The following is a 25,443-nucleotide window of genomic DNA, read 5'->3' on the forward strand; positions in this document are numbered from 1 at the left end:
GACATGTCATCCGCCACCCCGCCCGCCCGCCCCGTCCTCCTCGGCCAGAACCAGTACGGCAAGGCGGAGAACCGCGTCGTCCGCATCACCCGCGACGGCCGGACCCACCACATCAAGGACCTCAACGTCTCCGTCGCGCTCTCCGGCGACATGGACGAGGTGCACTACAGCGGCAGCAACGCCAACGTCCTGCCGACCGACACCACCAAGAACACCGTCTACGCCTTCGCGAAGGAGTACGGGATCGAGTCGGCGGAGCAGTTCGGCATGCACCTCGCGCGCCACTTCGTCACCAGCCAGGAGCCGATCCACCGGGCACGCATCAGGATCGAGGAGTACGCCTGGGAGCGGATCGAGCCCGCAGGCGCGGACTCCCGCATCAGCGGCGCCGACGAGATCAAGCACTCCTTCGTCCGCAAGGGCCAGGAGGTCCGCACCGCCCAGATCACTTACGACGGAGAGAGCTGGGAGGTCCTGACCGGTCTCAAGGACCTCACCGTCCTGAACTCCACCAACTCGGAGTTCCGGGGGTACGTGAAGGACACGTACACGACCCTGCTAGAGGCGTACGACCGCATCCTCGCCACCGAGGTGCGGGCCTGCTGGCGGCACACCTGGACGGACGAGACGGAGCGGATGCCGAACTGGGAGAAGTCCTATGACCGCTCCCGCAAGGCCCTGCTGGAAGCCTTCGCCGAGACCTACAGCCTCTCGCTCCAGCAGACGCTGTACCACATGGGCGCGCGCGTGATCGACGGCTGCCCCGAGGTCGACGAGATCCGCCTCTCGCTGCCGAACAAGCACCATTTCCTCGTCGATCTGGAGCCGTTCGGCCTGAAGAACGACAACGAGGTGTACTTCGCGGCCGACCGCCCGTACGGCCTCATCGAGGCCACTGTGCTGAGGGAGGGAGCCGAGCAGCGCATCCCGGTCGACGTCACCAACCTCTAGACCTCCGAGACGCCCAATCCCCTCCGACGCGCGCGCCGGCGTCCGTACCACACGAGGGAGAGCGGGGGCATCTGCGCACTCCAGCACCACGCGGACCCGGTCGTCACCCCGCCCGGCCCCCGGGTCCGCGCCACCGAAGGAGAACGAGGAATCGCCATGGCAGCCAAGCGCACCGTCATCGAGAACTGCGCGATCGCGACCGTGGACGCGCAGGACACCGAGTACGCCTCGGGCCATGTCGTCGTCGGTGACAACGTGATCGAGTTCGTGGGCCCGGGCGCGGCGCCCGCCGGACTGGAGAACGTCATCCGGCGCATCGACGGCACCGGGCATCTGGCCACGCCCGGTCTGATCAACACCCACCACCACTTCTACCAGTGGCTCACCCGCGGACTGGCCCAGGACTGCAATCTCTTCAACTGGCTCGTCACGCTCTACCCGGTGTGGGCGCGCATCGACGAACCCATGGTCCACGCGGCCGCCCGGGGCTCGCTCGCCATGCTGGCACGCGGCGGGGTGACCACCGCCATGGACCACCACTACGTCTTCCCGCGGGGCGCGGGCGACCTGCTCGGCGTGGAGATCCGGGCCGCCCGCGAGATGGGGGTCCGGTTCACCGCGGCCCGCGGCTCCATGGACCGCGGCGAGTCCGCCGGCGGGCTCCCGCCGGACTTCGCGGTGGAGACCGCCGAGGCTGCGCTGATCGCCACCGAGGAGGCGATCGACACCCATCACGACGCGTCGTTCGGCTCGATGCTGCAGATCGCCGCCGCCCCCTGCTCGCCGTTCTCGGTCTCCACCGAGCTGATGCGCGATGCCGCGGCCCTGGGCCGGCGCAAGGGCGTACGTCTGCACACCCACGGCTCGGAGACCGTGGAGGAGGAGAAGTTCTGCCACGAACTGTTCGGCATGGGCCCCACCGACTACTTCGCGTCGACGGGCTGGCTGGGCGAGGACGTGTGGATGGCGCACTGCGTCCACATGAACGACTCCGACATCGCCGCCTTCGGCCGTACGGGCACCGGCGTCGCGCACTGCCCGTCCTCCAACGCCCGACTGGGCGCCGGGATCGCCCGCGTCCCGGACATGCTGGACGCCGGTGTCCCGGTCGGCCTCGGCGTCGACGGCACCGCTTCCAACGAGTCCGGGGAGCTGCACACGGAACTGCGCAACGCCCTCCTCGTCAGCCGTCTCGGCCCCCGTCGCGAGCATGCTCTGAGTGCCCGACAGGCACTGCGCCTGGGTAGCTACGGCGGAGCCCAAGTCCTGGGCCGTGCGGGCGAGATCGGCTCGCTTGAGGCGGGCAAGCTCGCGGACCTGGTGCTGTGGAAGCTCGACGGCATCGGGCACTCCTCCATCGCCGACCCGGTCGCGGCGCTCGTCTTCGGCGCCGCCGCCCCGGTCACGCTGTCGATGGTCAATGGCGAGCCGGTGGTCGAGGGTGGCCGGCTCACCACGGTGGACGAGGACGCGATCGCGCGCGCCGCGCGGGAGCAGGCGCAGCGGCTTGCCCGTATCGCCGACGGAGGCTGACCGCCCGCCGCCGGAGAACTGCGGACCCCAACTGAACACCGCCTCCGGCCCGTTGAGCCGGATGGTACCGGCGCCGACGGGCCGGCGGGTGAACGCCCCGCGGCCCGCGGCCGGTTCGGACCCCGGCCGGGAGGGACGGCTCCCGGCCGGGCAGCCGCAGCCCTGAGCGGGGGCCGCGGCAACGGCCGGGCCGGGCGCAGCGGATCCACGTGTCCGTTGCCCCGGTCCGGCCGTCCGTGTTGCCGGCCGGCGCCCGGAAGCCCTGGAGCGACGTGCGTGGCGGGGGCGCGTGCGGCGGGTGCGGCCGCGCCGGGGGCGCCTGGCTGCCGGCGGTGGCCGACGTGGCGACGGCGGTGGGGGGACCGCCGGCAGGGCGAGGCCGAGCAGGAGGCGTGAGGCCCGCCGAAGGCCGGTGCACGGTGCGTGAGTTGTCATGAACTCCTCCGGTGGGGGCGGGCGACGGCGCTAATCATCAGGAAACTTTCCTATTGGTGTTTGCTGCTGACGCATACCCGTCAAGCACTCGGCGCGGTGACGTGGCATTGCTCACGCCGCATCCCCGAGGATCAGGACAACTGCCCAGGAGCAGGCCGGAGTTCGGACCGGAGCAATTGACTGCTCATGTCGTGCTGCCGGTTGAAACCCCTACGGCCTCTCAACCCTCTTTGGAACAAAGGCGTCCCTGGAAGCCGGAGGAACTACGCAGAGCCCTGAAACAATTACGTTTACCGGTACGTATTGTTATGTGTGTGGGGTCGGCGGGTGGATCGGCCGGCTCGCTGAACAACGGCGCGAACGCAGTCGCGTCCGAGAGGAGGGTCGTGGAGAGACGCTGTCGCCCCTCCCTGCAAGAGGAGGAGAACCCATGCGACCGTTCGCGTTGAACTACGCCCGGCCGGCCGTGCACGCACCCGTCACGCCTCCCTATGCCTATGAATCCACACGTCAGTTGAACGTCCTCCCCGACGGGCGTCCGGCCATCGTGGAGCCCGCCGTGCTGCTCGCAGCCGGCACCACCACCTCCACCGCCGGCTCCAAGACGCATTTCGACGACTGACTGAACTCCCCATGACCGTACTGGTCCTGACGTGTGAAGAGGATGTGACCGCGGACATGGTGGTGTCCGCGCTCGACGGCGACGGTGTTCCCGTCGTCCGCCTCGACCCCGCCGACCTGCCCGGAGAGGTCTCCCTCTCCGCCGAGTACGTCCAGGGCGACTTCCACGGCCACCTCGCAGGCGCCGGCCGCCTGGTGACCATGAGCGGGCTCCGCTCGATCTGGATCCGCAGGCCCGGCGAGCCGGGGACGAACGCCGTGGAGCAGTCCGCGTGGCTCACCACGGAGTCCACGCATGCCCTGTACGGGGCGCTGAACTGCACCACGGCGCGCTGGATGAACCATCCCGGCGCCGCCGCGCAGGCCCGCCAAAAGCCGTGGCAGCTGCATGTCGCTCATCACAGCGGCTTCGCCGTGCCCCCCACCCTGATCACCACCTTCCCGCAGGTGGCCCGTGAGTTCGCGGAGCGCCACCGGGACCTGGTCGTCAAATCCGTCTCGGGAGCGCATCCCGGCAACCCTCCGATGACGCTGCCGACCACCCGGATAGCGCCCGACGCGGACTTCGCGGGCGTCGCGGCCGGCCCCACCCTGCTGCAGCAGCGGGTGCCCAAGTGCGCGGACATCCGTCTGACCTGCGTCGGCCAGGCGATGTTCGCCGCACGGAAGGCGTCCGATCCCGACCCGGAGCAGGTGGACGGGCGGTTCGCGGGGGACGGGCGGGGCTGGGAGCCGACCGGGGTGCCGTCCCGGATCGAGAAGGCCGTCCGGGCGTACATGGAGAGCGCCCGGCTCGCCTACGGCGCCTTCGACTTCGCCGAGGACGCAGAAGGCACCTGGTGGTTCCTGGAGTGCAACCAGGGCGGGCAGTTCGGTTTCATCGAGCTGGAGACGGAGCAGCCCATCGCCCGGGCCGTCGCCTCCTGGCTGGCCACCGGAGCCACCTGAGGAAGCACACGGCCCCGGGCCCGTACACCCGCCCGGTTGCGGGGGACACGAGCCGGGGCCGCGTCAACTCCCCCGATCAGCCCGGAAGTCGAACGGGACGGAAGCGGCGGATCAGGACCGGTCCAGGAGTTCGTACGCGGGCAGGGTGAGGAAGGCCGCGTAGTCCTCGTCGAGCGCGACCTTGAGCAGCAGGTCGTGCGCCTGCTCCCAGCGGCCCGCCGCGAAGGCCTCGTCGCCCGTCTCCTCGCGGATCGCGGCCAGTTCCTCGGCGGCGACCCGGCGGGCCAGCTCGGGTGTGGCCTTCTCGCCGTTCTCGAACACCACCCCGGCGTTGATCCACTGCCAGATCTGGGAACGGGAAATCTCGGCCGTGGCGGCGTCCTCCATCAGATTGAAGATGGCGACGGCGCCCAGCCCTCCGAGCCACGCCTCGATGTAACGGATGCCCACCTGCACGGCGTTGCGCAAGCCCTCGTACGTCGGCTTGGCGTCCAGCGATGCGATGTCGATCAGCTGATCCGCCGTCACCCGGACCTCTTCGCGCAGCCGGTCCTTCTGGTTCGGCTTCTCGCCGAGCACCGCGTCGAAGGAGCCGCGGGCCACCGGCACCAGGTCCGGGTGCGCCACCCATGACCCGTCGAAGCCGTCACCGGCCTCACGGTCCTTGTCCGCCTTGACCTTCTCCAGCGCCTTGGCGTTGACCTCGGGGTCGCGGCGGGAGGGGATGAACGCGGCCATGCCGCCGATGGCATGGGCGCCGCGCTTGTGGCAGGTGCGGACGAGGAGTTCGGTGTAGGCACGCATGAACGGGGCGGTCATCGTCACCGCGTTGCGGTCCGGCAGGACGAACCGCGGGCCGCCGTCGCGGAAGTTCTTGACGATGGAGAACAGATAGTCCCAGCGTCCGGCGTTGAGGCCGGAGGCGTGGTCGCGCAGTTCGTAGAGGATCTCCTCCATCTCGTACGCGGCGGTGATCGTCTCGATGAGGACGGTGGCGCGGATGGTGCCCCGCGGAAGGCCCAGGTAGTCCTGCGCGAAAACGAAGACGTCGTTCCAGAGGCGGGCCTCCGGATGGGACTCCAGCTTGGGGAGATAGAAGTACGGGCCCTTGCCGAGGTCGAGCAGGCGCTGGGCGTTGTGGAAGAAGTAGAGCCCGAAGTCGACGAGTCCACCGGGCACGGGCCCGCTTTCGGTGCACAGATGGCGCTCGTCCAGGTGCCAGCCACGGGGGCGCATGACGACGGTCGCCAGCTCCTCGGCGGGCTTCAGGGCGTACGACTTGCCCTCGGGGCTGGTGAAGTCGATGCGGCGCTCGTAGGCGTCGGTCAGATTGAGCTGGCCGCCGATGACGTTCTCCCACGTGGGGGCGGAGGCGTCCTCGAAGTCGGCGAGCCATACCTTGGCGCCGGAGTTGAGGGCGTTGATGGTCATCTTGCGGTCGGTGGGGCCGGTGATCTCCACGCGCCGGTCGTCGAGCGCGGCGGGTGCGGGTGCGACCTGCCAGTCCGCCTCGCGGATGTGCGCGGTCTCCGGCAGGAAGTCCAGCGTGCCGGTCCGCGCGATCTCCGCGCGGCGCTCCGCCCGGCGGGCGAGGAGTTCGTCACGGCGGGGGGTGAACCGCTCGTGGAGCGCGGCGAGGAACGCGAGGGCCTCGTCGGTGAGGACTTCCCCCTGCCGTGCGGGAGCCCGGCCGGGCTCGACATCGACGATGGCCAGCGGCGACGGCGCTGGTGCGGGCATGACGGTCACTCCAATACGGCGGTCGTACGGCGGTCGTACGGCGGTCGGTGCCCGGCGGCCGCCGGATCGCGGGGGCGGCACGGTGTGCCGTCGCTCCGGGAGGCGGTCGGTGGACGCCGTCCGAGGTTGAGGACGCTTCTGATCAGTGGAGAATAGTTTCCTCATGGTGGAACTACAAGATCTGTTGACATCGAGATAGTTGTTCGGGTGATCCACGGGTGGCCGAATGGCTCTCAGTGCCACCTGCTCCACCTTCCGGAACGGTCAGTGGTCCCGCGGCTTTCCGCGCAACAGGCCCCTGGACGCCCCCGCACCCGCGTAACCCGTCGTCTCGCCGGCCCCGCAGGCACTGGACGGCGCAGCGTGCCGTGGCGCAAAACCTGCGGACCCACGGCCACAAGACCGGCGGGCCTACTAGACGAGTAAGTCCGATGTCTCGTCTCGGCCCGGAGGGGCCCCGGATCTCACCCCAGGAGCCTCAGATCCTCGGGGGTGTCGATGTCGTCCGGGGCGGCGATGTCCGAGCAGTCGACGACCTCGATCTCGGCCTCGTGCCGCCGCAGATACGCCCGCGCACCCCGATCGCCGCGCGCGGCATCGGCGACCCCGGGCCAGTGGTCGGCGCCGAGCAGCACCGGGTGGCCCCGGTGACCGCGGTACGCGGCCGAGGAGAGGCTCGACGGCGACGCGTACGCCGCCCGTACCCGCGCCACGGCGTCCGCGCCGATGCCCGGCTGGTCGACCAGCGTCACGACCACCGCCCGCGACCCCGTACCGGACAAGGAGGCGAGACCGGCGCGCAGCGACGCTCCCATGCCCTCCTCCCAGCCGGGGTTGGGAACCAACAGGCAGCCCGGGAGATGCGCCCTGTCCCGTACGGCGTCCGCGGCGGCGCCCAGCACGACGTGCACCGGCGTGCAGCCGCCGTCGAGAAGTGCCCGGGCGGCGTGTTCGACCAGCGGGCGCCCCCCCAGATCCAGCAGGGCCTTGGGCCGCCCACCCAGCCGGCGGCCGCCCCCGGCCGCGAGGAGCAGCCCTGCGACCGGGGGCCGGGAAGCCGGTTCTGTGGCCTCCGAGGGGCCTTTCGGTGAAGGTCTCATGCGCCCTGCATATACCGGATCGACCGCGAGGGCTGAATTTCGCCCTCTGTGTGGCGCCGGGTGCGGAGAGTGGCGTTAACTGATCCGCGGCCTCTCGTGCCGGGGAGCGAGCGCCGGGGCCGGAGGAGTTGTGGGAGGGGGCAGCGTGGGACGGAGCAATCAGATGGTCCGCGGCAGGCCGACGGGCACCGTGGCAGCGGAGGGCGCCGTAGCGGTGGAGCAGAGGCGATCGGCCGGCAGCGGCCAGGACCTGGGGGCGGAGGAGCCCCGGGTGGCGGAGCTGTGCGCCGCCGTGTCCCGGCTGCGCCGTGAACTCGCCGCTCACCCGGCGGACTTGTCCGACCGGGGCGTTGCCGAGGACGAGCTGGCCACGCTGGACGCCATGGCCCGCGACGGCGCCCCCGAGGTGCCCCGGCTGCGCCGTTCGCTGCTGCTGGTCACCGGTGCCCTGGGCTCCGTGAGCGCCCTGGCTCCGGCGCTCGCCGATATGCGCACGGTCATCGACAGCTTCGGCGACGTGCCCTGCCAGCGCACCGGCGACTGACGCCCCGGCGGATGCCCGCGCCCGGCTGCCGTTGGCCCCGGCCGGTCGGGGCGCCCGCCGCGCTCCCGACGGCTTCCGATGGGCGTGAACTGCCCGACGGTGCGGGGGCGTTGAGGGAACGGACGCCACTGCCGGGTCCCGCAGGACGGTCGCGCGCCCAGTGGTGCGGGCCAAGCCCCGCACGATCTCTGCCAGGCCCTGTAGGGCGTCGGTCCGGCCCGTACGGCGAGGGTTGTGTCCCGTACGGCGTCGGTTCCGTGCCCTGTAGGGCGTCGGTCCGGCCCGTACGGCGAGGGTTGTGTCCCGTACGGCGTCGGTTCCGTGCCCTGTAGGGCGTCGGTCCGGCCCGTGGGGCGAGGGTTGTGTCCCGTACGGCGTCGGTTCCGTGCCCCGTACGGCGAGGGTCGTGTCCCGTACGGTGCGGTCCCGGTTCGGCTCGCCGGGCGGCCGCCTTGCACGCCGCGCGTGCTGGTGCCGCGCGTGGCCGTGCCGCGCGTGGCCGCGCGGCACCTCAGCCGCCGTTGCCGTTCTGTCCGCCCCGGCCCGAGTTGGCCAGCGTCATCGACAGTTCCGCCGCGACCTCCTGCAGCAGCGGCACGATCTTCTCCGTCGCCGCTTCCGTCACTCGCCCCGCTGGCCCCGAGACGGAAATGGCCGCCGCCGTGGGGGAGTCGGGCACGGGGACGGCGAGACAGCGGACGCCGATCTCCTGCTCGTTGTCGTCCACCGCGTAGCCGAGCTCACGCACGCTGTGCAGCGCCGCCAGGAAGCCGTCCGGAGTGGTGATGGTCTTGTCGGTGGCGGCGGGCATGCCCGTACGCGCCAGCAGCGCCCGTACCTCGTCTTCCGGCGCGTTGGCCAGCAGGGCCTTGCCGACGCCCGTGGAGTGCGGCAGCACCCGGCGCCCGACCTCGGTGAACATCCGCATCGAGTGGCGGGAGGGGACCTGGGCGACGTACACGACCTCGTCGCCGTCCAGCAGCGCCATGTTCGCGGTTTCGCCGGTCTCCTCGACCAGCCGCGCGAGATGCGGCCGGGCCCAGGTGCCCAGCAGTCGGGCCGAGCTCTCGCCGAGGCGGATCAGGCGCGGGCCCAGCGCATAGCGGCGGTTGGGCTGCTGGCGTACGTAGCCGCAGGCCACCAGGGTGCGCATCAGCCGGTGGATCGTGGGCAGCGGCAGGCCGCTGCTGGTGGAGAGCTCGCTCAGCCCCACCTCCCCGCCGGCGTCGGCCATCCGCTCGAGCAGGTCGAAGGCGCGCTCGAGGGACTGCACGCCGCCGGTGGCGGCGGACTTGGACGTTGCGGAGGTGCTGTCGCTGGACGGCGGCACGTCGCGTTCCTTTCGGGGCAGGTGGCGCCGACCGCCGCACGGCTGCGCACGCCGCGGTTGATACGGCGGGGACACCACGGCACGACCGGCAGAACGGCAGCTTACCGGGGACCGACGGTCTCCACATCGGCTCCGACGGAGCGTTCGCGCCGGTCACGGGCTGTTTCCCGGTTCGATCGGGCAGGCCGGGGAGAGGTCCGGCCGTCCTCCAGCGGGCCTGCTCATGTTTCGACCGGCGAAATTCTCCTCCCATGTGGTGGAAACCTCCGACGCGAGTGGTGGGTCTTGACGGGCGCACGGGCGGCGTGAAGACTCCTTTCAACAGAACGTTGAAAAGTTGAGGGAGAGGAGCCCGGGTGTCGGAAGCCGGCCTGGTACTGCGCTCGACGCGCGCGATCACCCCGGAGGGGACACGCCCCGCGGATGTCGTCGTCACCGGCGGCACCATCGCGGCCGTACTGCCGTACCGCACCGAGCCCCCGGCCGGTGCCCGGGTCGAGGACGTCGGTGACGACGTCCTGCTCCCCGGTCTCGTCGACACCCACGTCCACGTCAACGACCCCGGCCGCGCAGAGTGGGAGGGCTTCGCCTCGGCCACGCGAGCCGCCGCGGCAGGAGGCGTCACCACCCTCGTCGACATGCCGCTCAACAGCATCCCGCCCACCACCACCGCGCGGAGCCTGGAGCTCAAGCGGAGTGTGGCCCGCGGCAGGACGCACATCGACGTGGGCTTCTGGGGCGGTGCCGTCCCCGGCAACGTCAAGGACCTGGCGCCCCTGCACGACGCCGGCGTCTTCGGCTTCAAGTGCTTCCTCCTCCACTCCGGCGTGGACGAGTTCCCGCAGCTCGATCCCGCCCAACTGGAGGAGGCCATGGGCGAGATCGCAGGCTTCGGCGGCCTCCTGATCGTCCACGCCGAGGACCCGCACCTGATCGACAGCGCGCCGCGGACGCCCGGCCCCCGCTACGCCGACTTCCTCGCCTCCCGCCCCCGCGCCGCCGAGAACACGGCCGTCGAAGGGCTCATCACCCTCGCCCGGCGCCTGGACGCACGCGTCCACATCCTCCACCTGTCCTCCTCCGACGCGCTGCCGATGATCGCGGACGCCAAGCGGGACGGCGTACGGCTGACCGCGGAGACCTGTCCGCACTACCTCACGCTGACCGCCGAGGAAGTCCCGGACGGCGCAACCGAGTTCAAGTGCTGCCCGCCGATCCGGGAGGGCGCCAACCGGGACGCGCTGTGGCAGGGCCTGGCCGACGGCACGATCGACTGCATCGTCTCCGACCACTCGCCGTCCACCCCCGACCTCAAGCGCTTCGACACCGGAGACTTCGCCGAGGCGTGGGGCGGCATCTCCTCCCTCCAACTCGGCCTCCCCGCGATCTGGACCGAGGCCCGCCAACGCGGCCACGGCCTGGAGGACGTCGTGCGCTGGATGTCCACCGCCCCGGCAGGGCTCGCCGGGCTGGGCCGCAAGGGCGCCATCGAAGCGGGCCGGGACGCCGACTTCGCGGTACTGGCGCCCGATGAGACCTTCACCGTGGATCCCGCGAAGCTGCACCACCGCAACCGGGTCACCGCCTACGCCGGGCGCACGCTGCATGGCGTCGTACGGTCCACCTGGCTGCGCGGACGGCGGATCGCGGACAACGGGACGACCGCAGAACCCACCGGCCGACTTCTCGAGAGGCAGCAGCACTCATGACCGAGCATCAGCCCGGCTCCGGCTCCGGCTCCGGCTCCGTCGGAGGTCACTTCGGCGGTTCCGCAGAGTTGCCCCGCTTCACCGGTGACGCGAGCCCCTACAGAGGCGGCGACCCGTACGCCGACTACCGCACCGCCGACTTCCCCTTCACGCGCCTGGTGGACCTCGCCGACCGGCGCCTCGGCGCGGGAGTCGTCGCCGCCAACGACGAATTCTTCGCCCACCGCGAGAATTTGCTGACGCCCGAAGCGGCCCACTTCGACCCCGAGGCCTTCGGGCACAAGGGCAAGGTCATGGACGGCTGGGAGACCCGGCGGCGGCGCGGCGCGGGCGCACAGCAGCCGCACCCGGATATCGGAGACCACGACTGGGCCCTCGTACGGCTCGGAACGCCCGGCGTCGTCCGCGGGATCGTCGTCGACACCGCGCACTTCCGCGGCAACTACCCGCAGGCGGTGAGTGTGGAGGCGACCGCGGTCGACGGCTCGCCCTCGCCGGAGGACCTGCTCGCGCCCGGGGTGAAGTGGACCGAGATCGTCCCCCGCACGGCCATCGGCGGCCACGCCGCCAACGGCTTCGTCGTCGAGTCCGAACAGCGCTTCACGCACTTGCGCGTCAACCAGCACCCCGACGGCGGCATCGCGCGCCTCCGCGTCCACGGCGTGGTCGTTCCCGACCCGGCCTGGCTCGCCGCCCTCGGCACGTTCGACGTCGTGGCGTTGGAGAACGGCGGCGCGGTCGAGGACGCCTCCGACCGCTTCTACTCCCCGCCGGCCAACACCATCCGACCCGGCCGGTCACGGAAGATGGACGACGGCTGGGAGACCCGGCGCCGCCGCGACCGGGGCCACGACTGGGTCCGGTACGCGCTCGCCGGGCAGGCCGAGATCCGCGCCGTCGAGATCGACACGGCCTATCTGAAGGGCAACGCGGCGGGATGGGCGGCGGTTTGGGCGCTGGACTCCACAGGCGGCGCCGATCCGGCCGACCACGTGGCCGCCGCCTGGAGGGAGCTGCTGCCCCGCACCCGCCTCCAGCCGGACACCCTCCACCGCTTCGTCCTCGACGCCCCGGCCTCCGCCGCCACCCACGTCCGGATCGACATCTTCCCGGACGGTGGCATCGCCCGGCTGTGCCTGCACGGCTCGCTGACTGAGGAGGGGGCGCGGCGCCTCGCCGCCCGCCACGCGTCGCTGAGCGGCTGACGACTTACGCTGACGGCTGACCGCTCCGGGACCGCGGGCCCGCATGTCCTGGCGGGACCGATGGCTCCGCCCCGGGGGGCGGGTGGCCTAGGTGCGCGTGACCTACGGTGACGGGCGCGTGTGGCGGCCTGCGCTGCCGTACGCGGGTCGGGGCCGCTCGGCTCGGAGCCACGGGATCCCACCGAGGTCGCGCAGGAGCCGGGGACCGGGGGACCATGGGTCCATGAACACCACAGTCCGGCTCGCGCAACAGCCCGAGGCCGACGAGCTGCTCGGACGCAGCCCGCTGGCGGCCCTCATCGGCATGCTCCTCGATCAGCAGGTCCCCATGGAATGGGCCTTCACCGGCCCGTACACCATCGCGACGCGCATGGGCGGTGACGATCTGGACGCCCACGAGATCGCCGCCTACGAGCCGGAGGCGTTCGCCGACCTGCTCTCGACCAAGCCCGCCGTGCACCGTTACCCCGGTTCGATGGCCAAGCGCGTCCAGCAGCTCTGCCAGTACCTGGTCGAGCACTACGACGGCGACGCGGCCCGGGTGTGGCGCGAGGCGGCCGACGGCAAGGACCTCCTCGCCCGGCTGAATGCCCTCCCCGGCTACGGCAAACAGAAGTCGCAGATCTTCCTCGCGCTGCTGGGCAAGCAGTACGGCGTCACGCCCGACGGGTGGCGCGAGGCGGCGGGCGCCTACGGCGAGGAGGGTTCGCACCGCTCGGTCGCGGACATCACCGGACCCGAGTCGCTGAGCAAGGTGCGCGCGTACAAGCAGGAGGCCAAGCGCGCCGCCAAGGCAGCGCAGGCCGCGAAGAAATCCTGATCCGGGCCGGCGTCGCTGAGCAGTCCTGATCCGTCACGTTGCCAACTCCCGCAGGGGGAGCGGCGGTCGGCCACGATCCCCGGCACACCGACGTCCCGGAAGCACTGACCGGCCGCCCTCTCCATGTCCCCGGAGGAGAGGGAGTTCCACGCGGCGGCCGGGCCCGGACGACCCGGACGGCCCGGACGGCCCGGACGGCCCGGACGGCCCGGACGAGCATGCGGTCATGCTCTCTCCCACGGTGGGTGGTCACGACTCGGCACGGGGCCGGCGGGGAGGAGTTGGCGACACTGCGCCATCGTTGCCCAAGAGGGTCGCGCGGCGGCGTGGAGAGCGACGCAAGGGGTCTGCGCCTGCGCCGTTTTGGACCGGTACGGGTGCGCAGATCCTGTGAACTCCTGGGAAACTTCAGTGACTTGGCGTTGACATGATGCGCTCTACGCGCGTCATGCTGAACGGTATGCGAATCCCCCCACGATTCCTCAGGATCGGCGCTCTCGGCGCCCTCTCGACATCCCTTCTGATCGGCGGTCCCGCGCTCGCGTCGGCTGCGACCGACGCCGGACCCGCCCCCGTCCAGCGCACTCAGGTCGCCCGACAGGCAGCCGACGTCGGCGACATCTGCGAGTCCAAGCTGCCGAAGGAAGCGCACGAGACGCTCGACCTGATCGAGAAGGGCGGCCCGTACCCGTACCCGGAGGACGGTGGCGTCTTCTCGAACCGGGAGGGCGTCCTTCCCGAGCAGGAGTCCGGGTACTACCACGAGTACACGGTCGAGACTCCCGGTTCCCCGGACCGCGGTGCCCGGCGCATCGTCACCGGTGAGAAGGACAAGGAGGACTACTACACCGCCAACCACTACGAGTCGTTCGACCTCGTCGATCACACCTGCTGACAGCAGCGTCCTGACCACCACCGCCGCGGCGGCCGCTCTCCCCCACAAGCGGTCGCCGCTCGGTCGTTCGCGAGCCCCGCCGCCTCCCGGTCATGCGCCCGACCCCGGGCCCGCCGCAGCCGCAGCCCGTATCCGCCGCGCCGCAGCCCGTATCCGCCGCGCCTCCTCGCCCCGCCTGACCAGGCACGCATCGGGGACCGGCTCTGCGGCACACGGCCGTGCTTCGGTCCGGGGCGACGGGCCGGACCGGAAGCCGTGCCCCCGGCGCGGGCGTTGTCGGAGCCGACCGGTACGGTTCCGGCAGATGCGAGCGTACGAGGCGTACGGGCGAGCAGCGGAGGCAAGGGTGGGGAAACGGGCACTGGGCGGTCACATGCGGGGAGGCGATGCCGCTTCTCCTCGCGGAGCCCGGCGTTCCGCTCGACCGTGCCGTGCACTTCCGCCGCTCCGTCGCGGGCACCGAGTCCAACGTGGCCGCGGGACTCGCCCGCCTCGGCCACCCCACGCACCGGATCGGCAAGGGGAACCGGAGCTGCTCCCTTCCCAGCCCGCCGACGCGGCCGTGGCCGAGCTGCTGGAGGCCTGTCGCGCCCGTACGATCGTGATCAGGCGCGTGGACGACGGCGCGACGGCCGTCACCGACGGCGCGCGGTGGACCCGGCGGCCCTTCGAGGTGCCGCTCGCCGATCCGGCCGGCGCGGGCGACGCCTTCGCCGCCGGCTATCCGTCCGGCCGGCTGCGCGGGCTGCCCGGGCCGGAGGCGCCGGCCGAGGCGGCCTGCGTCGCCGCGCTCGTCGCCCAGGGCCCGGTGGACACCGACGGTCTGCCGACCACCGCCGCCCGGGACCGCGCCCTGACCGCCTTCACCGAGAGCGGCGATTCCGTCCACCGCTGACCCGCACATCGCACCCGTCGCCCCCAAACTGAAATGCCGACCCGCCGACCCGCCGACCCGCCGACCAGTACGGCCCAGAGCCCACCGGCCCCGAGCCCCCCCACGAGCACCACGTACGACGCACCATGCAACACGTACGACCTATGGCGTACGACGTACGACTCGACGCGCGCCCGACCGAGAAAGGCGGCCAACTGCCGTGTTCCGCTGGGAGATCACCCGTGCCGCGCTGGCACAGCGGGTCTTCGCCATCATCCGTACCGGGAGCTACGACGAGGCCGCAGCAGCGGCCGACACCCTGATCTCCGGGGGGATCAGAACCCTGGAGATCTCACTGACCACGCCCTTCGCGCTGGAGGCCGTCACGACCCTGAGCCGGGAGGTCGGTGACGAGGCGCTGATCGGGGCCGGGACGGTGCTCGACGCCCCGTCCGCGCGCATGGCGATCGACGCGGGCGCCCGTTTCCTCGTGTCGCCGTCGCTGGACGCCGACGTGATCCGTACGGCCCACCGCTACGGCGTGCCGGTATTCCCCGGCGTCGCCACCCCGACCGAGATCGTGCGGGCCATGGAACTCGGCGCGGACGCCATCAAGGTTTTCCCGGCCTCCGACCACAGCCCGCGCTGGGTCGCGGATGTGCTGGCGGCGCTTCCGCAGGCACCGCTGCTGCCCACGGGGGGCGTGACGGTCGAGGACGCCCCGGACTGGATCGTGGCGGGCGCGGCCGCGGTCGGGATGGGATCGGCGCTCGCGGAGGGCGACCGCGTCGCCGTGGCGAAGCGGGTCGCGGACCTGCTCGCGCGGGTGGCGGAAGCGGCCCCGGCGTCCAACGGCGTCTGAGGCGGAACGACGCCATCCGAGCCTGAACGACGCGGTACGGTGCGGGGGTCGGCGCTGTCCGGGGCGAGAACGTGCGCCGTCCGGCGTGAAGACCTGCGCCGTCCGGCGCGGAAGGGACCCACCAACCCGTAACCGCTTTCGGTCACCGCTTCCGACCGGCTGATGCGGCCCCACCCCGGGTCGGGGCTCCTCGGCCCCTTGCCGGGGTGGGGGCCGCAATGCCCGCGCCGCAATGCCCGCGCCGCAATGCCCGCGCCGCAATGCACCGGGCCCCGGTCGCCAGCGGTCCGTACTCCCGCGTGGGCTCCGGCCCGACCCCTGCGTGGGCTCCGGCCCGGCCCCTGTAAGCAGTGGCCCAACGCGGGCGACGACGCGGGCACCGCTCCGCGGTCACCTCTTCAGAAGCCCAACTGTCAGGCGGGGATGAGGCGTTCGTAGCAGTCGTAGTTCCGCTGGGAGACGATCTTGCCGTCGCGGAACGTGAGGAAGGTGGCGATGTGGGCCCGCAGGACGTGGCCCGCGGGTAGGTCGCCCAGCGGGCGGGCGAGCGTGCCGGTCCACAGTACTTCAAGAGCCACCCGGTCTTCCGCGGCCACCGCGTTGAGCACCTCGAAGTTCTGGTCGCTGAGGCCCTTGCGCCCTGCCTCGGCCGCTGCGCCCAGGGCCGCCCGATCGCGTACGGCGCCGTCGGGGCAAAGCGCGTTGGGCAGCTCGTGGTGGATCGCGTCCTCGTGGAAGAAGGCGGCGAGTTCGTCGCCCAGCGCAAAGCGTGAGACCGCCCCGTGGTAGCGGACGGCCAGGTCGATGAGGGGGTGCTGCTGGAACTCGGTCTGCTGGAACTGGGTCTGTTGGTACTGGGTCTGCTGAAGCTCGGACATGTCTACAACCATAGTTGTACAACCTTGGTTGTCAAATGCAGGATGGACGTCATGCGACAGGACGTGGAACCCCGTGAGCTGGACACCGGCACCCTGGCCCTCTTCGTCGGTTTCGCCGCGGCAGGGGCCGTCCAGGACGAGTTGAGCGCCCGGGGCTTCGGCGATCTGCGGTTCTCCCACGGCTATGTGTTCCAGCACCTCATCGATGCGCAGCCCACGGTGGGCGAGCTGGCCGACCGGCTGGACATGACCCAGCAGGGCGCCTCCAAGGCGGTGGCCGAGCTCGAACGCCTCGGTTGCGTCGAGCGCATCCCGGACGACCGCGACGCCCGCGTCCGCCGCGTACGGCTCACCGCGCGCGGGCGCGAAGGGGTCGAGGTCGCGCGCGCAGCACGGGCGGCGCTCGACGAGCGCCTGGCCGCGCGGTTCGGCAAGCGCGAACTCGCCGGGCATCGCGCCCTGCTGGCCCGGATCCTGGATGAACTGGGCGGCACCGCCGCGGTTCGTCGACGGGATGTCAGACCTCCGCAGTGATCCGGGCGGGCGCCGGGTGGATGCGCCGTACCGTGGGCTCCATGGACACCACCATCTCGCTGGTCACGGGCGGCAGTCGCGGCATCGGCCGGGAGACCGTGCGACGGCTGGCGGCACGCGGGCAGACGGTTCTGCTCACGGCCCGCTCGCAGGCGGCCGCCGAAACCGTCGCGTCCGGTCTGGCCTCAACGGTCGGGACGGGGACGGTCCAACCGCTGCGGCTCGACGTCACCGACGCCGCCTCGGTGGAGCGCGCGGCGGCTACGGTCACGGAGCGGTACGGCCGCCTCGATGTCCTGGTGAACAACGCCGCCATCACCTACGACACCTGGCAGCGGCCCTCCGCCGCGGACCTCGACGTCGTACGGGAGGCCGCCGAGACCAATCTCTACGGGCCCTGGCGGCTCATCCAGACCTTCGCCCCGCTGCTGCGCGCGAGCGCCCACCCGCGCGTCGTGAACGTCTCCAGCGAGTCCGGCTCGCTGGCGAGCATGGGCGCGGGCACCCCCGCTTACTCCGTCACCAAGGCCGCGCTCAATGCCCTGACCGTGATGTTCGCGGCCGAGTTCCGCGGCGACGGGGTGCTCGTGAACGCCGTCTGCCCCGGCTGGGTCGCCACCGACATGGGCGGGGCCGGAGGGCGCCCGGTGGGAGAGGGCGCCGAGAGCGTCGTGTGGGCGGCAACGCTTCCGGACGACGGCCCGACGGGCGGGTTCTTCCGGGACGGGCGGCCGCTGCCCTGGTGACACGGAACGGGTTGCCTGGTCGCGGCGGACGGGTTGCCTTGTGACGGCGGAATGGGTTGCCCTGGTCGCGACGGACGGGTTGCCCTGGTCGCGACGGACCGGCCGGGTACTGCGGACGTGCGGCGGCCGGGCCGCCGTCCCAAATGTCCGGACAATCGGACTTCACGACTTCCCGTCATCAGTGCTTGCGGCTAGTCTCACCTGCGTGGCGAAGCAGCAAGAGGCAGACCCCACCGGGTCTCTCCAGCTCAGCGTGGACCGCAGCAGCCCGGTCCCCCTCTACTTCCAGCTCTCCCAGCAGCTGGAGGCGGCGATCGAGAAGGGCAGGCTCTCGCCCGGCAGCCTGCTCGGCAACGAGATCGAGCTGGCGGGCAGGCTCGGCCTGTCCCGCCCCACCGTCCGCCAGGCCATCCAGTCGCTCGTCGACAAGGGGCTGCTGGTCCGTCGCCGTGGGGTCGGCACCCAGGTCGTGCACAGCCAGGTCAAGCGCCCCCTCGAACTGAGCAGCCTCTACGACGACCTGGAAGCCGCGGGTCAGCGCCCCGCGACCCGTGTCCTGGTGAACACCACGGAACCCGCCGGCGCCGAGGTCGCGGCGGCGCTCGGCGTCCCCGAGGGATCCGATGTGGTCCTCGTCGAGCGGCTCCGCCTCGCGCACGGCGAGCCCATGGCCCATCTCCGCAACCATCTTCCGGCCGGTCTCCTCGATCTGGACACGGCGCGACTGGAAGCCACGGGTCTCTACCGCCTCATGCGCGAGGCGGGCATCACGCTGCACAGCGCCCGCCAAGCGGTCGGCGCACGCGCCGCGACCGCGGACGAGGGCGAGCAGTTGGCCGAGCCGGAGGGGGCGCCGGTGCTGACGATGCAGCGGACGACGTTCGACGACACCGGCCGCGCGGTCGAGTTCGGGTCGCACATCTACCGGGCGTCCCGCTACGCCTTCGAGTTCCAGTTGCTCGTCCGGCCCTGACGCGGAGTCTCCGTACGGCACTTGGCCTCCTTCGGGCATGTCCGCCGTCGCGCCCCGTACGGCCCCGGCCCGGGCCCCTGGTGCGGCGCGGGGCCGCTCCCCGTACTGTGCTGAGCCGGTGCCTGCAGAGGCCGCGCACCGCTTCCGCGTAAGAATGTTCGGACAAAGTATTGACGTGGCCTGCCGCCCGCCGTTAGAACTCCTCCAGCCGTAACGATGCGGCCCAGGAGGGAAGGCGGAGCCACCATGGCGGGCAGACCCAGGATTCGTACGGCGGCGGTACTCACCGCGGCCATCGCGCTCGCGGTCGCCGGTTGCAGCAGCTCAGGCGGCAAGAAGTCCGAGGACGCGGCAGCGGGCGGCGGCAGCGGCAAGGGCGTGGACACCCCGCGGCTGAAGATTGCGATGGTGACGCACTCGGGCGAGGGCGACACGTTCTGGGACATCGTCCAGAGCGGTGCGAAGCAGGCAGCGGCCAAGGACAACGTGGAGTTCCTCTACTCCGCGAACAAGGAGGGGGACGAGCAGGCCCAGCTCGTCCGCACCGCGATCAACAAGAAGGTCGACGGCCTGATCGTCACGCTCGCCAAACCCGACGCCCTCAAGGACGAGATCGCCAAGGCCGTCAAGGCCGGCATCCCCGTGGTCACCATCAACTCCGGCGGCCAGTTCTCCAAGCGGTTCGGCGCCCTGTCGCACATCGGCCAGGACGAGGCCGTTGCCGGTGAAGCGGTCGGCGAGGAGCTGAACGAGCGCGGGCGGAAGAAGGCCCTCTGCGTCATCCACGAACAGGGCAACGTCTCCCTCGAGGATCGGTGCGAGGGAGCGAAGAAGACTTTCAAGGGCTCGCTGCAGACGCTCAACGTCGAGGGCACCAACATGCCCGCCACGCAGTCGTCCATCGAGGCCAAGCTGCAGTCGGACAAGGGCATCGACGCCATCGTCACACTCGGCGCGCCCTTCGCGGCGGCCTCCGTCAAGGCCAAGGAACAGGCGGGCAGCAAGGCCGAGATCGACACCTTCGACCTCAACGCCCAGGTCGTGAAGTCGTTGAAGGCCAAGGAGATCGGGTTCGCGGTGGACCAGCAGCCGTACCTCCAGGGCTACTTGGCGATCGACGAGCTGTGGCTCTACAAGACGAACGCCAACGTCCTCGGCGGCGGCAAGCCGGTGCTCACGGGGCCCGCGGTCGTCACCGGCAAGGACGTGCCGCGGCTGGAGAAGTACACGGCCCGCGGCACCCGATGACCAGGCGGGAAGCACCCGTCACGGATACTTGGGCGGCCGTGCCCGGAAGCTCCCGGACACGGCCGCACCAGGACGGACACCAGGCGATACGGAGCGCGGTGCACGCCGCGACCGGTGAGAACAGTGAGAGAGGCACGTCTTCGTGGCACGGGTTCGGACAGGCACGCGAGCGATGGGCGCCCTGAAGTCGGCAGCATTCCGCGCCACCCCGGCGCGGCGCAGCAGTACGGGCGGCAGGCGCGCGGCCGACGCGACCACCGCCGACACCGCCGTCAAGGCGAAGGAATGCTACGAGGCGGTCGACCCCCTCCGGCTCCACCAATACAACGCCGATGGCCTCGGCGGCGGCCGGCCGGTGCTCACCGGCCCGCAGACGATCAGCGAGAAGGACGCCGCCGAGCTGCAGGAGCACACGAAGCGGGGAACGCGATGACAGTCCTTGCCAAGACACCGACCACCACCACCCGGGACGAGCGGCTGCTCGAAACCTCCCTGATACGCCGCCTCATGGGCCGGCCCGAGCTGGGAGCGATCGTCGGCGCCGCCGCCGTGTTCATCTTCTTCGCCGCGGTGGCCGACAGCATCCTGCAGGCGCAGAGCCTCAGCACGGTTCTCTACGCGTCGTCGACCATCGGCATCATGGCCGTCCCGGTCGCCCTGCTGATGATCGGCGGCGAGTTCGACCTGTCCACTGGCGTCATGGTGACGTCCTCGTCGCTCATCTCGTCGATGTTCAGCTACCAGATGACGGCCAACGTCTGGGCCGGTGTCGCGGTCTCGCTCGTCATGACCCTCGGCATCGGCTTCTTCAACGGCTTCCTGCTGGTGCGTACGAAGCTGCCGAGCTTCATCATCACGCTCGGCACGTTCCTGATGCTGACCGGCCTCAACCTCGGTTTCACCAAGCTCATCAGCAGCACGGTCTCCACCAAAGCGATCGGCGACATGGAGGGTTTCGAGTCGGCCAAGACGCTCTTCGCCTCCCGCCTGAGCATCGGCGACGTCGACCTGTCGGTCACCGTCCTGTGGTGGTTCGCCCTCGTCGCGCTCGCCACCTGGATCCTGCTGCGCACCCGTATCGGCAACTGGATCTTCGCTTCGGGCGGCGGCCCCCAGGCAGCGCGCGCCGTCGGTGTCCCGGTCGCCAGGACGAAGATCGGGCTCTACATGGGCGTCGCCCTCTGCGCCTGGATCTCCGGCCAGCACCTGCTGTTCAGCTACGACGTCGTCCAGTCCGGCGAGGGCATCGGCAACGAATTCCTCTACATCATCGCGGCCGTCATCGGCGGCTGCCTGATGACCGGCGGCTACGGATCCGCGATCGGCTCGGCCGTCGGCGCCTTCATCTTCGGCATGACCAGCAAGGGCATCGTCTACGCCGAGTGGAATCCCGACTGGTTCAAGTTCTTCCTCGGAGCGATGCTGCTCCTGGCCACCCTGCTCAACGCATGGGTCCGCAAGCGGGCGGAGGCACGCGCATGACCGCACTGGTCCGGCTCACCGGTGTGAGCAAGTTCTACGGCAACATCAAGGCCCTCCAAGACGTCTCCCTCGAAGTGCACCGGGGTGAGATCACCTGCGTCCTCGGCGACAACGGAGCGGGAAAGTCCACCCTCATCAAGATCATCGCGGGGCTGCACCAGCACGATGCCGGCACGTTCACCGTCGACGGTGACGAGACCACCCTCGACTCTCCGCGCGAGGCCTTGAACCGCGGCATCGCCACGGTCTACCAGGACCTCGCCGTCGTCCCGCTGATGCCGGTCTGGCGGAACTTCTTCCTCGGTTCCGAACCCACCAGGGGCAAGGGCCCCTTCCGCCGCCTCGACGTGGAGAAGATGCGCGAGACGACCCGAAGCGAGCTGTTGCGGATGGGCATCGACCTGCGCGACGTCGACCAGCCGATCGGCACCCTGTCCGGCGGCGAGCGCCAGTGCGTGGCCATCGCCCGCGCCGTCTACTTCGGTGCCCAGGTGCTCGTCCTCGACGAGCCGACGGCCGCGCTGGGCGTCAAGCAGTCCGGCGTGGTCCTCAAGTACGTTGCGGCGGCCCGGGACGCCGGTCTCGGCGTCGTGCTGATCACCCACAACCCGCACCACGCCTACCTCGTGGGCGACCGGTTCGTCCTGCTCAAGCGCGGCACGATGTCCGGCAGCTACACCAGGGACGAGATCACCCTCGACGAGCTGACACGGCAGATGGCGGGCGGCTCGGAGCTGGAGGAGTTGAGCCACGAGCTGAAGCGGGCGCCCGTACCCGAGCATCTGAAGGCGGCCGCCGACAAGGCCTGAGCTGCGAGGACCGGACGTGCGGAGGCCGGTGTCGGTCCCGTTTGGCAGAATCGCCAGCAGTACCGCATGTCCGCGACCACCTAGGGACGAGATGAGCACGTACCGCGAGCCGGCACACCGCGGCTCGGCCAGGGTGACCGTCCTGCGCACCGTCGGCACCCGCGAGCGCCGCTCGCACCTCACCGCCCCTCGCGTCCCCACCGTCGGCATCGACATCGGCGGCACCAAGGTCATGGCCGGTGTCGTCGATGCCGACGGCAACATCCTCGAGAAGCTGCGCACCGAGACGCCGGACAAGTCCAAGAGCCCCAAGGTCGTCGAGGACACCATCGCCGAGCTGGTCCTCGACCTCTCCGACCGGCACGACGTGCACGCCGTCGGCATCGGCGCCGCCGGTTGGGTCGACGCCGACCGCTCCCGCGTCCTCTTCGCGCCCCACCTCTCCTGGCGCGACGAGCCTCTCCGGGACGCCCTCGCCGCCCGCCTCGCCGTCCCCGTCATGGTGGACAACGACGCCAACACGGCCGCCTGGGCGGAGTGGCGGTTCGGTGCGGGACGCGGCGAGGACCACCTCGTCATGATCACGCTCGGAACGGGCATCGGCGGCGCGATCCTCGAGGGCGGCCAGGTCAAGCGCGGCCGCTACGGGGTCGCCGGTGAGTTCGGGCATATGCAGGTCGTCCCCGGCGGCCACCGCTGCCCGTGCGGCAACCGCGGCTGCTGGGAGCAGTACAGCTCGGGCAACGCCCTGGTCCGCGAGGCCCGCGAGCTGGCCGTCGCCGACTCCCCGGTCGCGTACAACATCATCGACCGCGTCGGCGGCCACATCTCCGAGATCACCGGGCCCCTGATCACCGAGCTCGCGCGCGAGGGCGACGCCATGTGCGTCGAGCTCCTCCAGGACATCGGCCAGTGGCTCGGCGTCGGCATCGCCAACCTCGCCGCCGCTCTCGACCCCTCCTGTTTCGTCATCGGCGGCGGGGTCAGCTCGGCCGACGACCTGCTCATCGGCCCGGCCCGGGACGCCTTCCGCCGCCACCTCACCGGGCGCGGCTACCGGCCGGAGGCCCGTATCATCAAGGCGCAGCTCGGCAACGAGGCGGGGCTCGTCGGCGCCGCCGACCTCGCCCGGCTCGTCGCCCGCCGCTTCCGCCGCGCCACCCGGCGCCGCGTCGAGCGCTATCAGCGCTACGAGCGGTATGCGCAGTACGCCCAAGGCCTCCGAGGGAGCCGTCGATGACCATGGCCGACCGACCGGCCGTCCCCCGCCAGACCCCCTCCGCCCCCGGCAACGGGGGAGAGGACCCACGGCGGACACCGCCCAGCACCCGCCGCCGGATCCTGACCCTGCTCATCGTGGTGCTGCTGATCGGCATCCCGGCGGGCTATCTGGCGATCTCCGCGAAGCAGAGCCGGGACAGCGGCCGCGACAAGGAGGGCAAGGCCGCCGCGACGGGCCTCACCGAGGGGTGGCCGTCCCGCGTGACCCGCCGCATCTACGACGTGCCCATCCCGGCGTACTCCGCCGACGTCGCCTATTACGAAACGAACTCCTGGAAGATCAGCAAGCTCTACGTGCAGTTCGTCACATCGCAGGACGGGCTGGACACCTTCCTCGGCCGGATCGGCACCAGCCGATCCTCCCTGGAGCAGGGCAAGGTCACCATCAGCACCAAGGAGGCGGCGGCGGTGGGCTGGCAGCTCGGAGCGGGCGCCGAGTCGAAGTGGGCGGGTACGGTCCACAGGCACCCCAGGCCCGAACCCGTGCAGGACATCACGGTCGATTTTGCGAACAAGGCCCACCCCAAGGTCTACATCGTCTCCACCGTGACCCCCTGACCCAGCCGCCCCGGGGCGCCGGATAGCGTGGCGAACGTGAGCGAGAGCAAGACCCTTCAGCACCGGATCGACGGTCCGCAGGACGCCCCTGTCCTCGTGATCGGCCCCGCCCTGGGCACCACGTGGCACATGTGGGACCGGCAGATTCCCGAACTCGCCGGGCGCCGGCGGGTTCTCCGCTACGACCTGCCCGGCCACGGGGGAGCCCCCGCCCACCCCGTCGCCTCGGTCGCCGAGTTCGCCGACCGCCTGCTCGCGACCCTCGACGAGCTGGGCATCGAGCGCTTCAGCTACGCCGGGTGCGGGCTGGGCGGCGCGGTCGGCATCGATCTGGCGCTGCGCACGCCGCGGCGGCTGGCCGCCCTTGCCCTCGTCTCCGCCTCCGCGCGCTTCGGCACCGCCGACGAGTACCGGCAGCGCGGTGTGATCGTGCGTACCAACGGGCTGGAGCCGATTGCCCGTTCCGTCCCGGAGCGGTGGTTCACGCCCGACTTCGCCTCCCTCCAGCAGGCCATCGCCGACTGGTCGGTGCAGATGGTGCGCACCACCGATCCCGGCTGCTACATCGCCGCCTGCGAGGCCCTCGCCGCCTTCGACATCCGCTCCTCGCTGGAGCGGATCGAGGTGCCGACGCTCGTCGTCGCCGGATCCGAGGACGCGGTCACCACGCCCGCCGACGCCCGTGTGCTGGTCGCCGGAATAAAGGACGCCCGGCTCGCGCTGGTACCCGGCACCTCGCACCTGGTTCCGGTCGAGCAGCCCGCGGCCGTCACGGACCTGCTCGTAAGCCACTTGGACAGCTCCGGGCAGGAGAGGCACGGTTCCGGGGGGCAGACGACCCTGCTGCGGCCGGTGCCGTCCACCGCCGCGCCGAGGACCGGCAGCCACGCCGTCGTCCCGCCGGACGCGGAGCCGGGGTCCGCCGAGGCCCCGCCGGAGGTCGAGCCACCGCGCCCGGATCCGTACGAGCAGGGCATGAAGGTGCGCCGGGCGGTGCTCGGCGATGCACACGTGGACCGGGCCGTGGCCGACGGGGACGACTTCACCCGCGACTTCCAGGAACTGATCACCCGCTACGCCTGGGGCGAGGTGTGGACACGGCCCGGCATCGACCGCCGCACCCGCAGCGTCATCACCCTCACCGCGCTCGTGGCCGGCGGCCACGTCGAGGAGCTGGCGTTCCACACCCGCGCCGCGCTGCGCAACGGCCTCACCCCCGACGAGATACGCGAGGTGCTGCTGCACACGGCCGTCTACTGCGGCGTCCCGGCGGCCCATTCGGCGTTCCGCGTCGCCCGGGAGGTCATACGGCAGGAGACGACTCCCCAGGAGTAGATTCTCCGCGAAGATCCCCGCACCACTTCATT

At 71.3% G+C, this 25,443-nt stretch carries 24 protein-coding genes and 1 pseudogene; 21 read left to right on the forward strand and 4 right to left on the reverse strand.

Going from position 1 to position 25,443, the window contains the following annotated elements; all coding sequences use genetic code 11:
- Nucleotides 1–3: 3 nt before the first annotated feature.
- From pucL to tgmB, 4 genes are all read left to right on the forward strand, one after another.
- Nucleotides 4–951 (forward strand): factor-independent urate hydroxylase, encoded by a 948-nt coding sequence (gene pucL, locus AB0M26_RS04060; RefSeq protein WP_365254114.1) that lies wholly within the window; start codon nucleotides 4–6, stop codon nucleotides 949–951.
- Between the two features lie 156 nt (nucleotides 952–1,107).
- Complete coding sequence (locus AB0M26_RS04065) at nucleotides 1,108–2,484, forward strand: 8-oxoguanine deaminase (RefSeq protein ID WP_365254117.1); 1,377 nt, start codon at nucleotides 1,108–1,110, stop codon at nucleotides 2,482–2,484.
- 865 nt (nucleotides 2,485–3,349) lie between these two features.
- Complete coding sequence (gene tgmA / locus AB0M26_RS04070; RefSeq protein ID WP_365254120.1) at nucleotides 3,350–3,541, forward strand: putative ATP-grasp-modified RiPP; 192 nt, start codon at nucleotides 3,350–3,352, stop codon at nucleotides 3,539–3,541.
- Nucleotides 3,542–3,552: 11 nt separating this feature from the next.
- Nucleotides 3,553–4,488, forward strand: coding sequence for an ATP-grasp ribosomal peptide maturase (tgmB, locus tag AB0M26_RS04075; protein ID WP_365254123.1), 936 nt, complete (start codon nucleotides 3,553–3,555; stop codon nucleotides 4,486–4,488).
- A 111-nt stretch (nucleotides 4,489–4,599) separates the two neighbouring features.
- Here tgmB and aceB read toward each other — a convergent pair whose 3' ends face one another.
- Entirely contained in the window at nucleotides 4,600–6,228 is a 1,629-nt protein-coding gene (gene aceB / locus AB0M26_RS04080; protein ID WP_365254126.1) for a malate synthase A, read from the reverse strand.
- 464 nt (nucleotides 6,229–6,692) lie between these two features.
- Nucleotides 6,693–7,328, reverse strand: coding sequence for a nucleotidyltransferase family protein (locus AB0M26_RS04085; RefSeq protein WP_365254129.1), 636 nt, complete (start codon nucleotides 7,326–7,328; stop codon nucleotides 6,693–6,695).
- A gap of 145 nt (nucleotides 7,329–7,473) precedes the next feature.
- Here AB0M26_RS04085 and AB0M26_RS04090 point away from each other — a divergent pair, with 145 nt between their 5' ends.
- Nucleotides 7,474–7,872 (forward strand): DUF5955 family protein, encoded by a 399-nt coding sequence (locus tag AB0M26_RS04090; RefSeq protein WP_365254132.1) that lies wholly within the window; start codon nucleotides 7,474–7,476, stop codon nucleotides 7,870–7,872.
- Nucleotides 7,873–8,383: 511 nt separating this feature from the next.
- Here the strand turns inward: AB0M26_RS04090 and AB0M26_RS04095 are convergent.
- Nucleotides 8,384–9,202 carry an IclR family transcriptional regulator gene (locus AB0M26_RS04095; protein WP_365254135.1) on the reverse strand — a complete coding sequence of 273 codons (819 nt, stop codon included), beginning with the start codon at nucleotides 9,200–9,202 and terminating at the stop codon, nucleotides 8,384–8,386.
- A 356-nt stretch (nucleotides 9,203–9,558) separates the two neighbouring features.
- Between AB0M26_RS04095 and allB the strand changes: the two genes are divergently transcribed.
- From allB to eda, 6 genes are all read left to right on the forward strand, one after another.
- Entirely contained in the window at nucleotides 9,559–10,911 is a 1,353-nt protein-coding gene (gene allB / locus AB0M26_RS04100) for an allantoinase AllB (protein ID WP_365254138.1), read from the forward strand.
- Nucleotides 10,908–12,116: an allantoicase gene (alc, locus tag AB0M26_RS04105; protein WP_365254141.1), complete on the forward strand. Its 1,209-nt coding sequence runs from the start codon at nucleotides 10,908–10,910 to the stop codon at nucleotides 12,114–12,116. Before allB ends, alc begins: the two co-directional genes overlap by 4 nt.
- A gap of 223 nt (nucleotides 12,117–12,339) precedes the next feature.
- Nucleotides 12,340–12,936: an HhH-GPD-type base excision DNA repair protein gene (locus AB0M26_RS04110; RefSeq protein WP_365254144.1), complete on the forward strand. Its 597-nt coding sequence runs from the start codon at nucleotides 12,340–12,342 to the stop codon at nucleotides 12,934–12,936.
- 460 nt (nucleotides 12,937–13,396) lie between these two features.
- The gene (locus tag AB0M26_RS04115; protein ID WP_365254147.1) at nucleotides 13,397–13,831 is read left to right on the forward strand and encodes a ribonuclease domain-containing protein; all 435 of its coding nucleotides are present in this window, start codon (nucleotides 13,397–13,399) and stop codon (nucleotides 13,829–13,831) included.
- A 562-nt stretch (nucleotides 13,832–14,393) separates the two neighbouring features.
- Nucleotides 14,394–14,726 carry a PfkB family carbohydrate kinase gene (locus tag AB0M26_RS04120; protein WP_365254150.1) on the forward strand — a complete coding sequence of 111 codons (333 nt, stop codon included), beginning with the start codon at nucleotides 14,394–14,396 and terminating at the stop codon, nucleotides 14,724–14,726.
- A gap of 199 nt (nucleotides 14,727–14,925) precedes the next feature.
- Nucleotides 14,926–15,567, forward strand: a complete 642-nt coding sequence (gene eda, locus AB0M26_RS04125; protein ID WP_365254153.1) for a bifunctional 4-hydroxy-2-oxoglutarate aldolase/2-dehydro-3-deoxy-phosphogluconate aldolase — start codon at nucleotides 14,926–14,928, stop codon at nucleotides 15,565–15,567.
- 413 nt (nucleotides 15,568–15,980) lie between these two features.
- Here the strand turns inward: eda and AB0M26_RS04130 are convergent, their stop codons facing one another.
- A complete protein-coding gene (locus AB0M26_RS04130; RefSeq protein ID WP_365254156.1) occupies nucleotides 15,981–16,445 on the reverse strand; it encodes a nuclear transport factor 2 family protein in 465 nt (154 codons plus the stop codon).
- 51 nt (nucleotides 16,446–16,496) lie between these two features.
- Between AB0M26_RS04130 and AB0M26_RS04135 the strand changes: the two genes are divergently transcribed.
- The 10 genes and pseudogenes from AB0M26_RS04135 (at nucleotide 16,497) to pcaC (ending at nucleotide 25,411) form a co-directional block, all read left to right on the forward strand.
- Nucleotides 16,497–16,979 (forward strand): MarR family transcriptional regulator, encoded by a 483-nt coding sequence (locus AB0M26_RS04135; protein WP_365254159.1) that lies wholly within the window; start codon nucleotides 16,497–16,499, stop codon nucleotides 16,977–16,979.
- Between the two features lie 41 nt (nucleotides 16,980–17,020).
- The gene (locus AB0M26_RS04140; RefSeq protein WP_365254162.1) at nucleotides 17,021–17,725 is read left to right on the forward strand and encodes an SDR family oxidoreductase; all 705 of its coding nucleotides are present in this window, start codon (nucleotides 17,021–17,023) and stop codon (nucleotides 17,723–17,725) included.
- Between the two features lie 253 nt (nucleotides 17,726–17,978).
- Complete coding sequence (locus tag AB0M26_RS04145) at nucleotides 17,979–18,698, forward strand: GntR family transcriptional regulator (RefSeq protein ID WP_365254539.1); 720 nt, start codon at nucleotides 17,979–17,981, stop codon at nucleotides 18,696–18,698.
- A gap of 246 nt (nucleotides 18,699–18,944) precedes the next feature.
- Complete coding sequence (locus tag AB0M26_RS04150; RefSeq protein ID WP_365254165.1) at nucleotides 18,945–19,946, forward strand: sugar ABC transporter substrate-binding protein; 1,002 nt, start codon at nucleotides 18,945–18,947, stop codon at nucleotides 19,944–19,946.
- A gap of 283 nt (nucleotides 19,947–20,229) precedes the next feature.
- A pseudogene (locus AB0M26_RS04155) lies at nucleotides 20,230–20,379 on the forward strand (sugar ABC transporter substrate-binding protein); the annotation flags it as partial.
- Entirely contained in the window at nucleotides 20,376–21,428 is a 1,053-nt protein-coding gene (locus AB0M26_RS04160; RefSeq protein ID WP_365254168.1) for an ABC transporter permease, read from the forward strand. The pseudogene AB0M26_RS04155 and the gene AB0M26_RS04160, both read left to right, overlap by 4 nt.
- Complete coding sequence (locus AB0M26_RS04165) at nucleotides 21,425–22,237, forward strand: ATP-binding cassette domain-containing protein (protein ID WP_365254171.1); 813 nt, start codon at nucleotides 21,425–21,427, stop codon at nucleotides 22,235–22,237. Before AB0M26_RS04160 ends, AB0M26_RS04165 begins: the two co-directional genes overlap by 4 nt.
- Before the next feature lie 91 nt (nucleotides 22,238–22,328).
- Entirely contained in the window at nucleotides 22,329–23,477 is a 1,149-nt protein-coding gene (locus AB0M26_RS04170) for an ROK family glucokinase (protein ID WP_365254174.1), read from the forward strand.
- On the forward strand, nucleotides 23,474–24,076 hold the full coding sequence (locus AB0M26_RS04175) for a hypothetical protein (RefSeq protein WP_365254178.1): 603 nt from the start codon (nucleotides 23,474–23,476) through the stop codon (nucleotides 24,074–24,076). Before AB0M26_RS04170 ends, AB0M26_RS04175 begins: the two co-directional genes overlap by 4 nt.
- Before the next feature lie 36 nt (nucleotides 24,077–24,112).
- Complete coding sequence (gene pcaC / locus AB0M26_RS04180; protein WP_365254180.1) at nucleotides 24,113–25,411, forward strand: 4-carboxymuconolactone decarboxylase; 1,299 nt, start codon at nucleotides 24,113–24,115, stop codon at nucleotides 25,409–25,411.
- Nucleotides 25,412–25,443 lie beyond the last annotated feature (32 nt).

This window comes from Streptomyces sp. NPDC051776, from assembly GCF_040681345.1.
Lineage (GTDB): Bacteria > Actinomycetota > Actinomycetes > Streptomycetales > Streptomycetaceae > Streptomyces.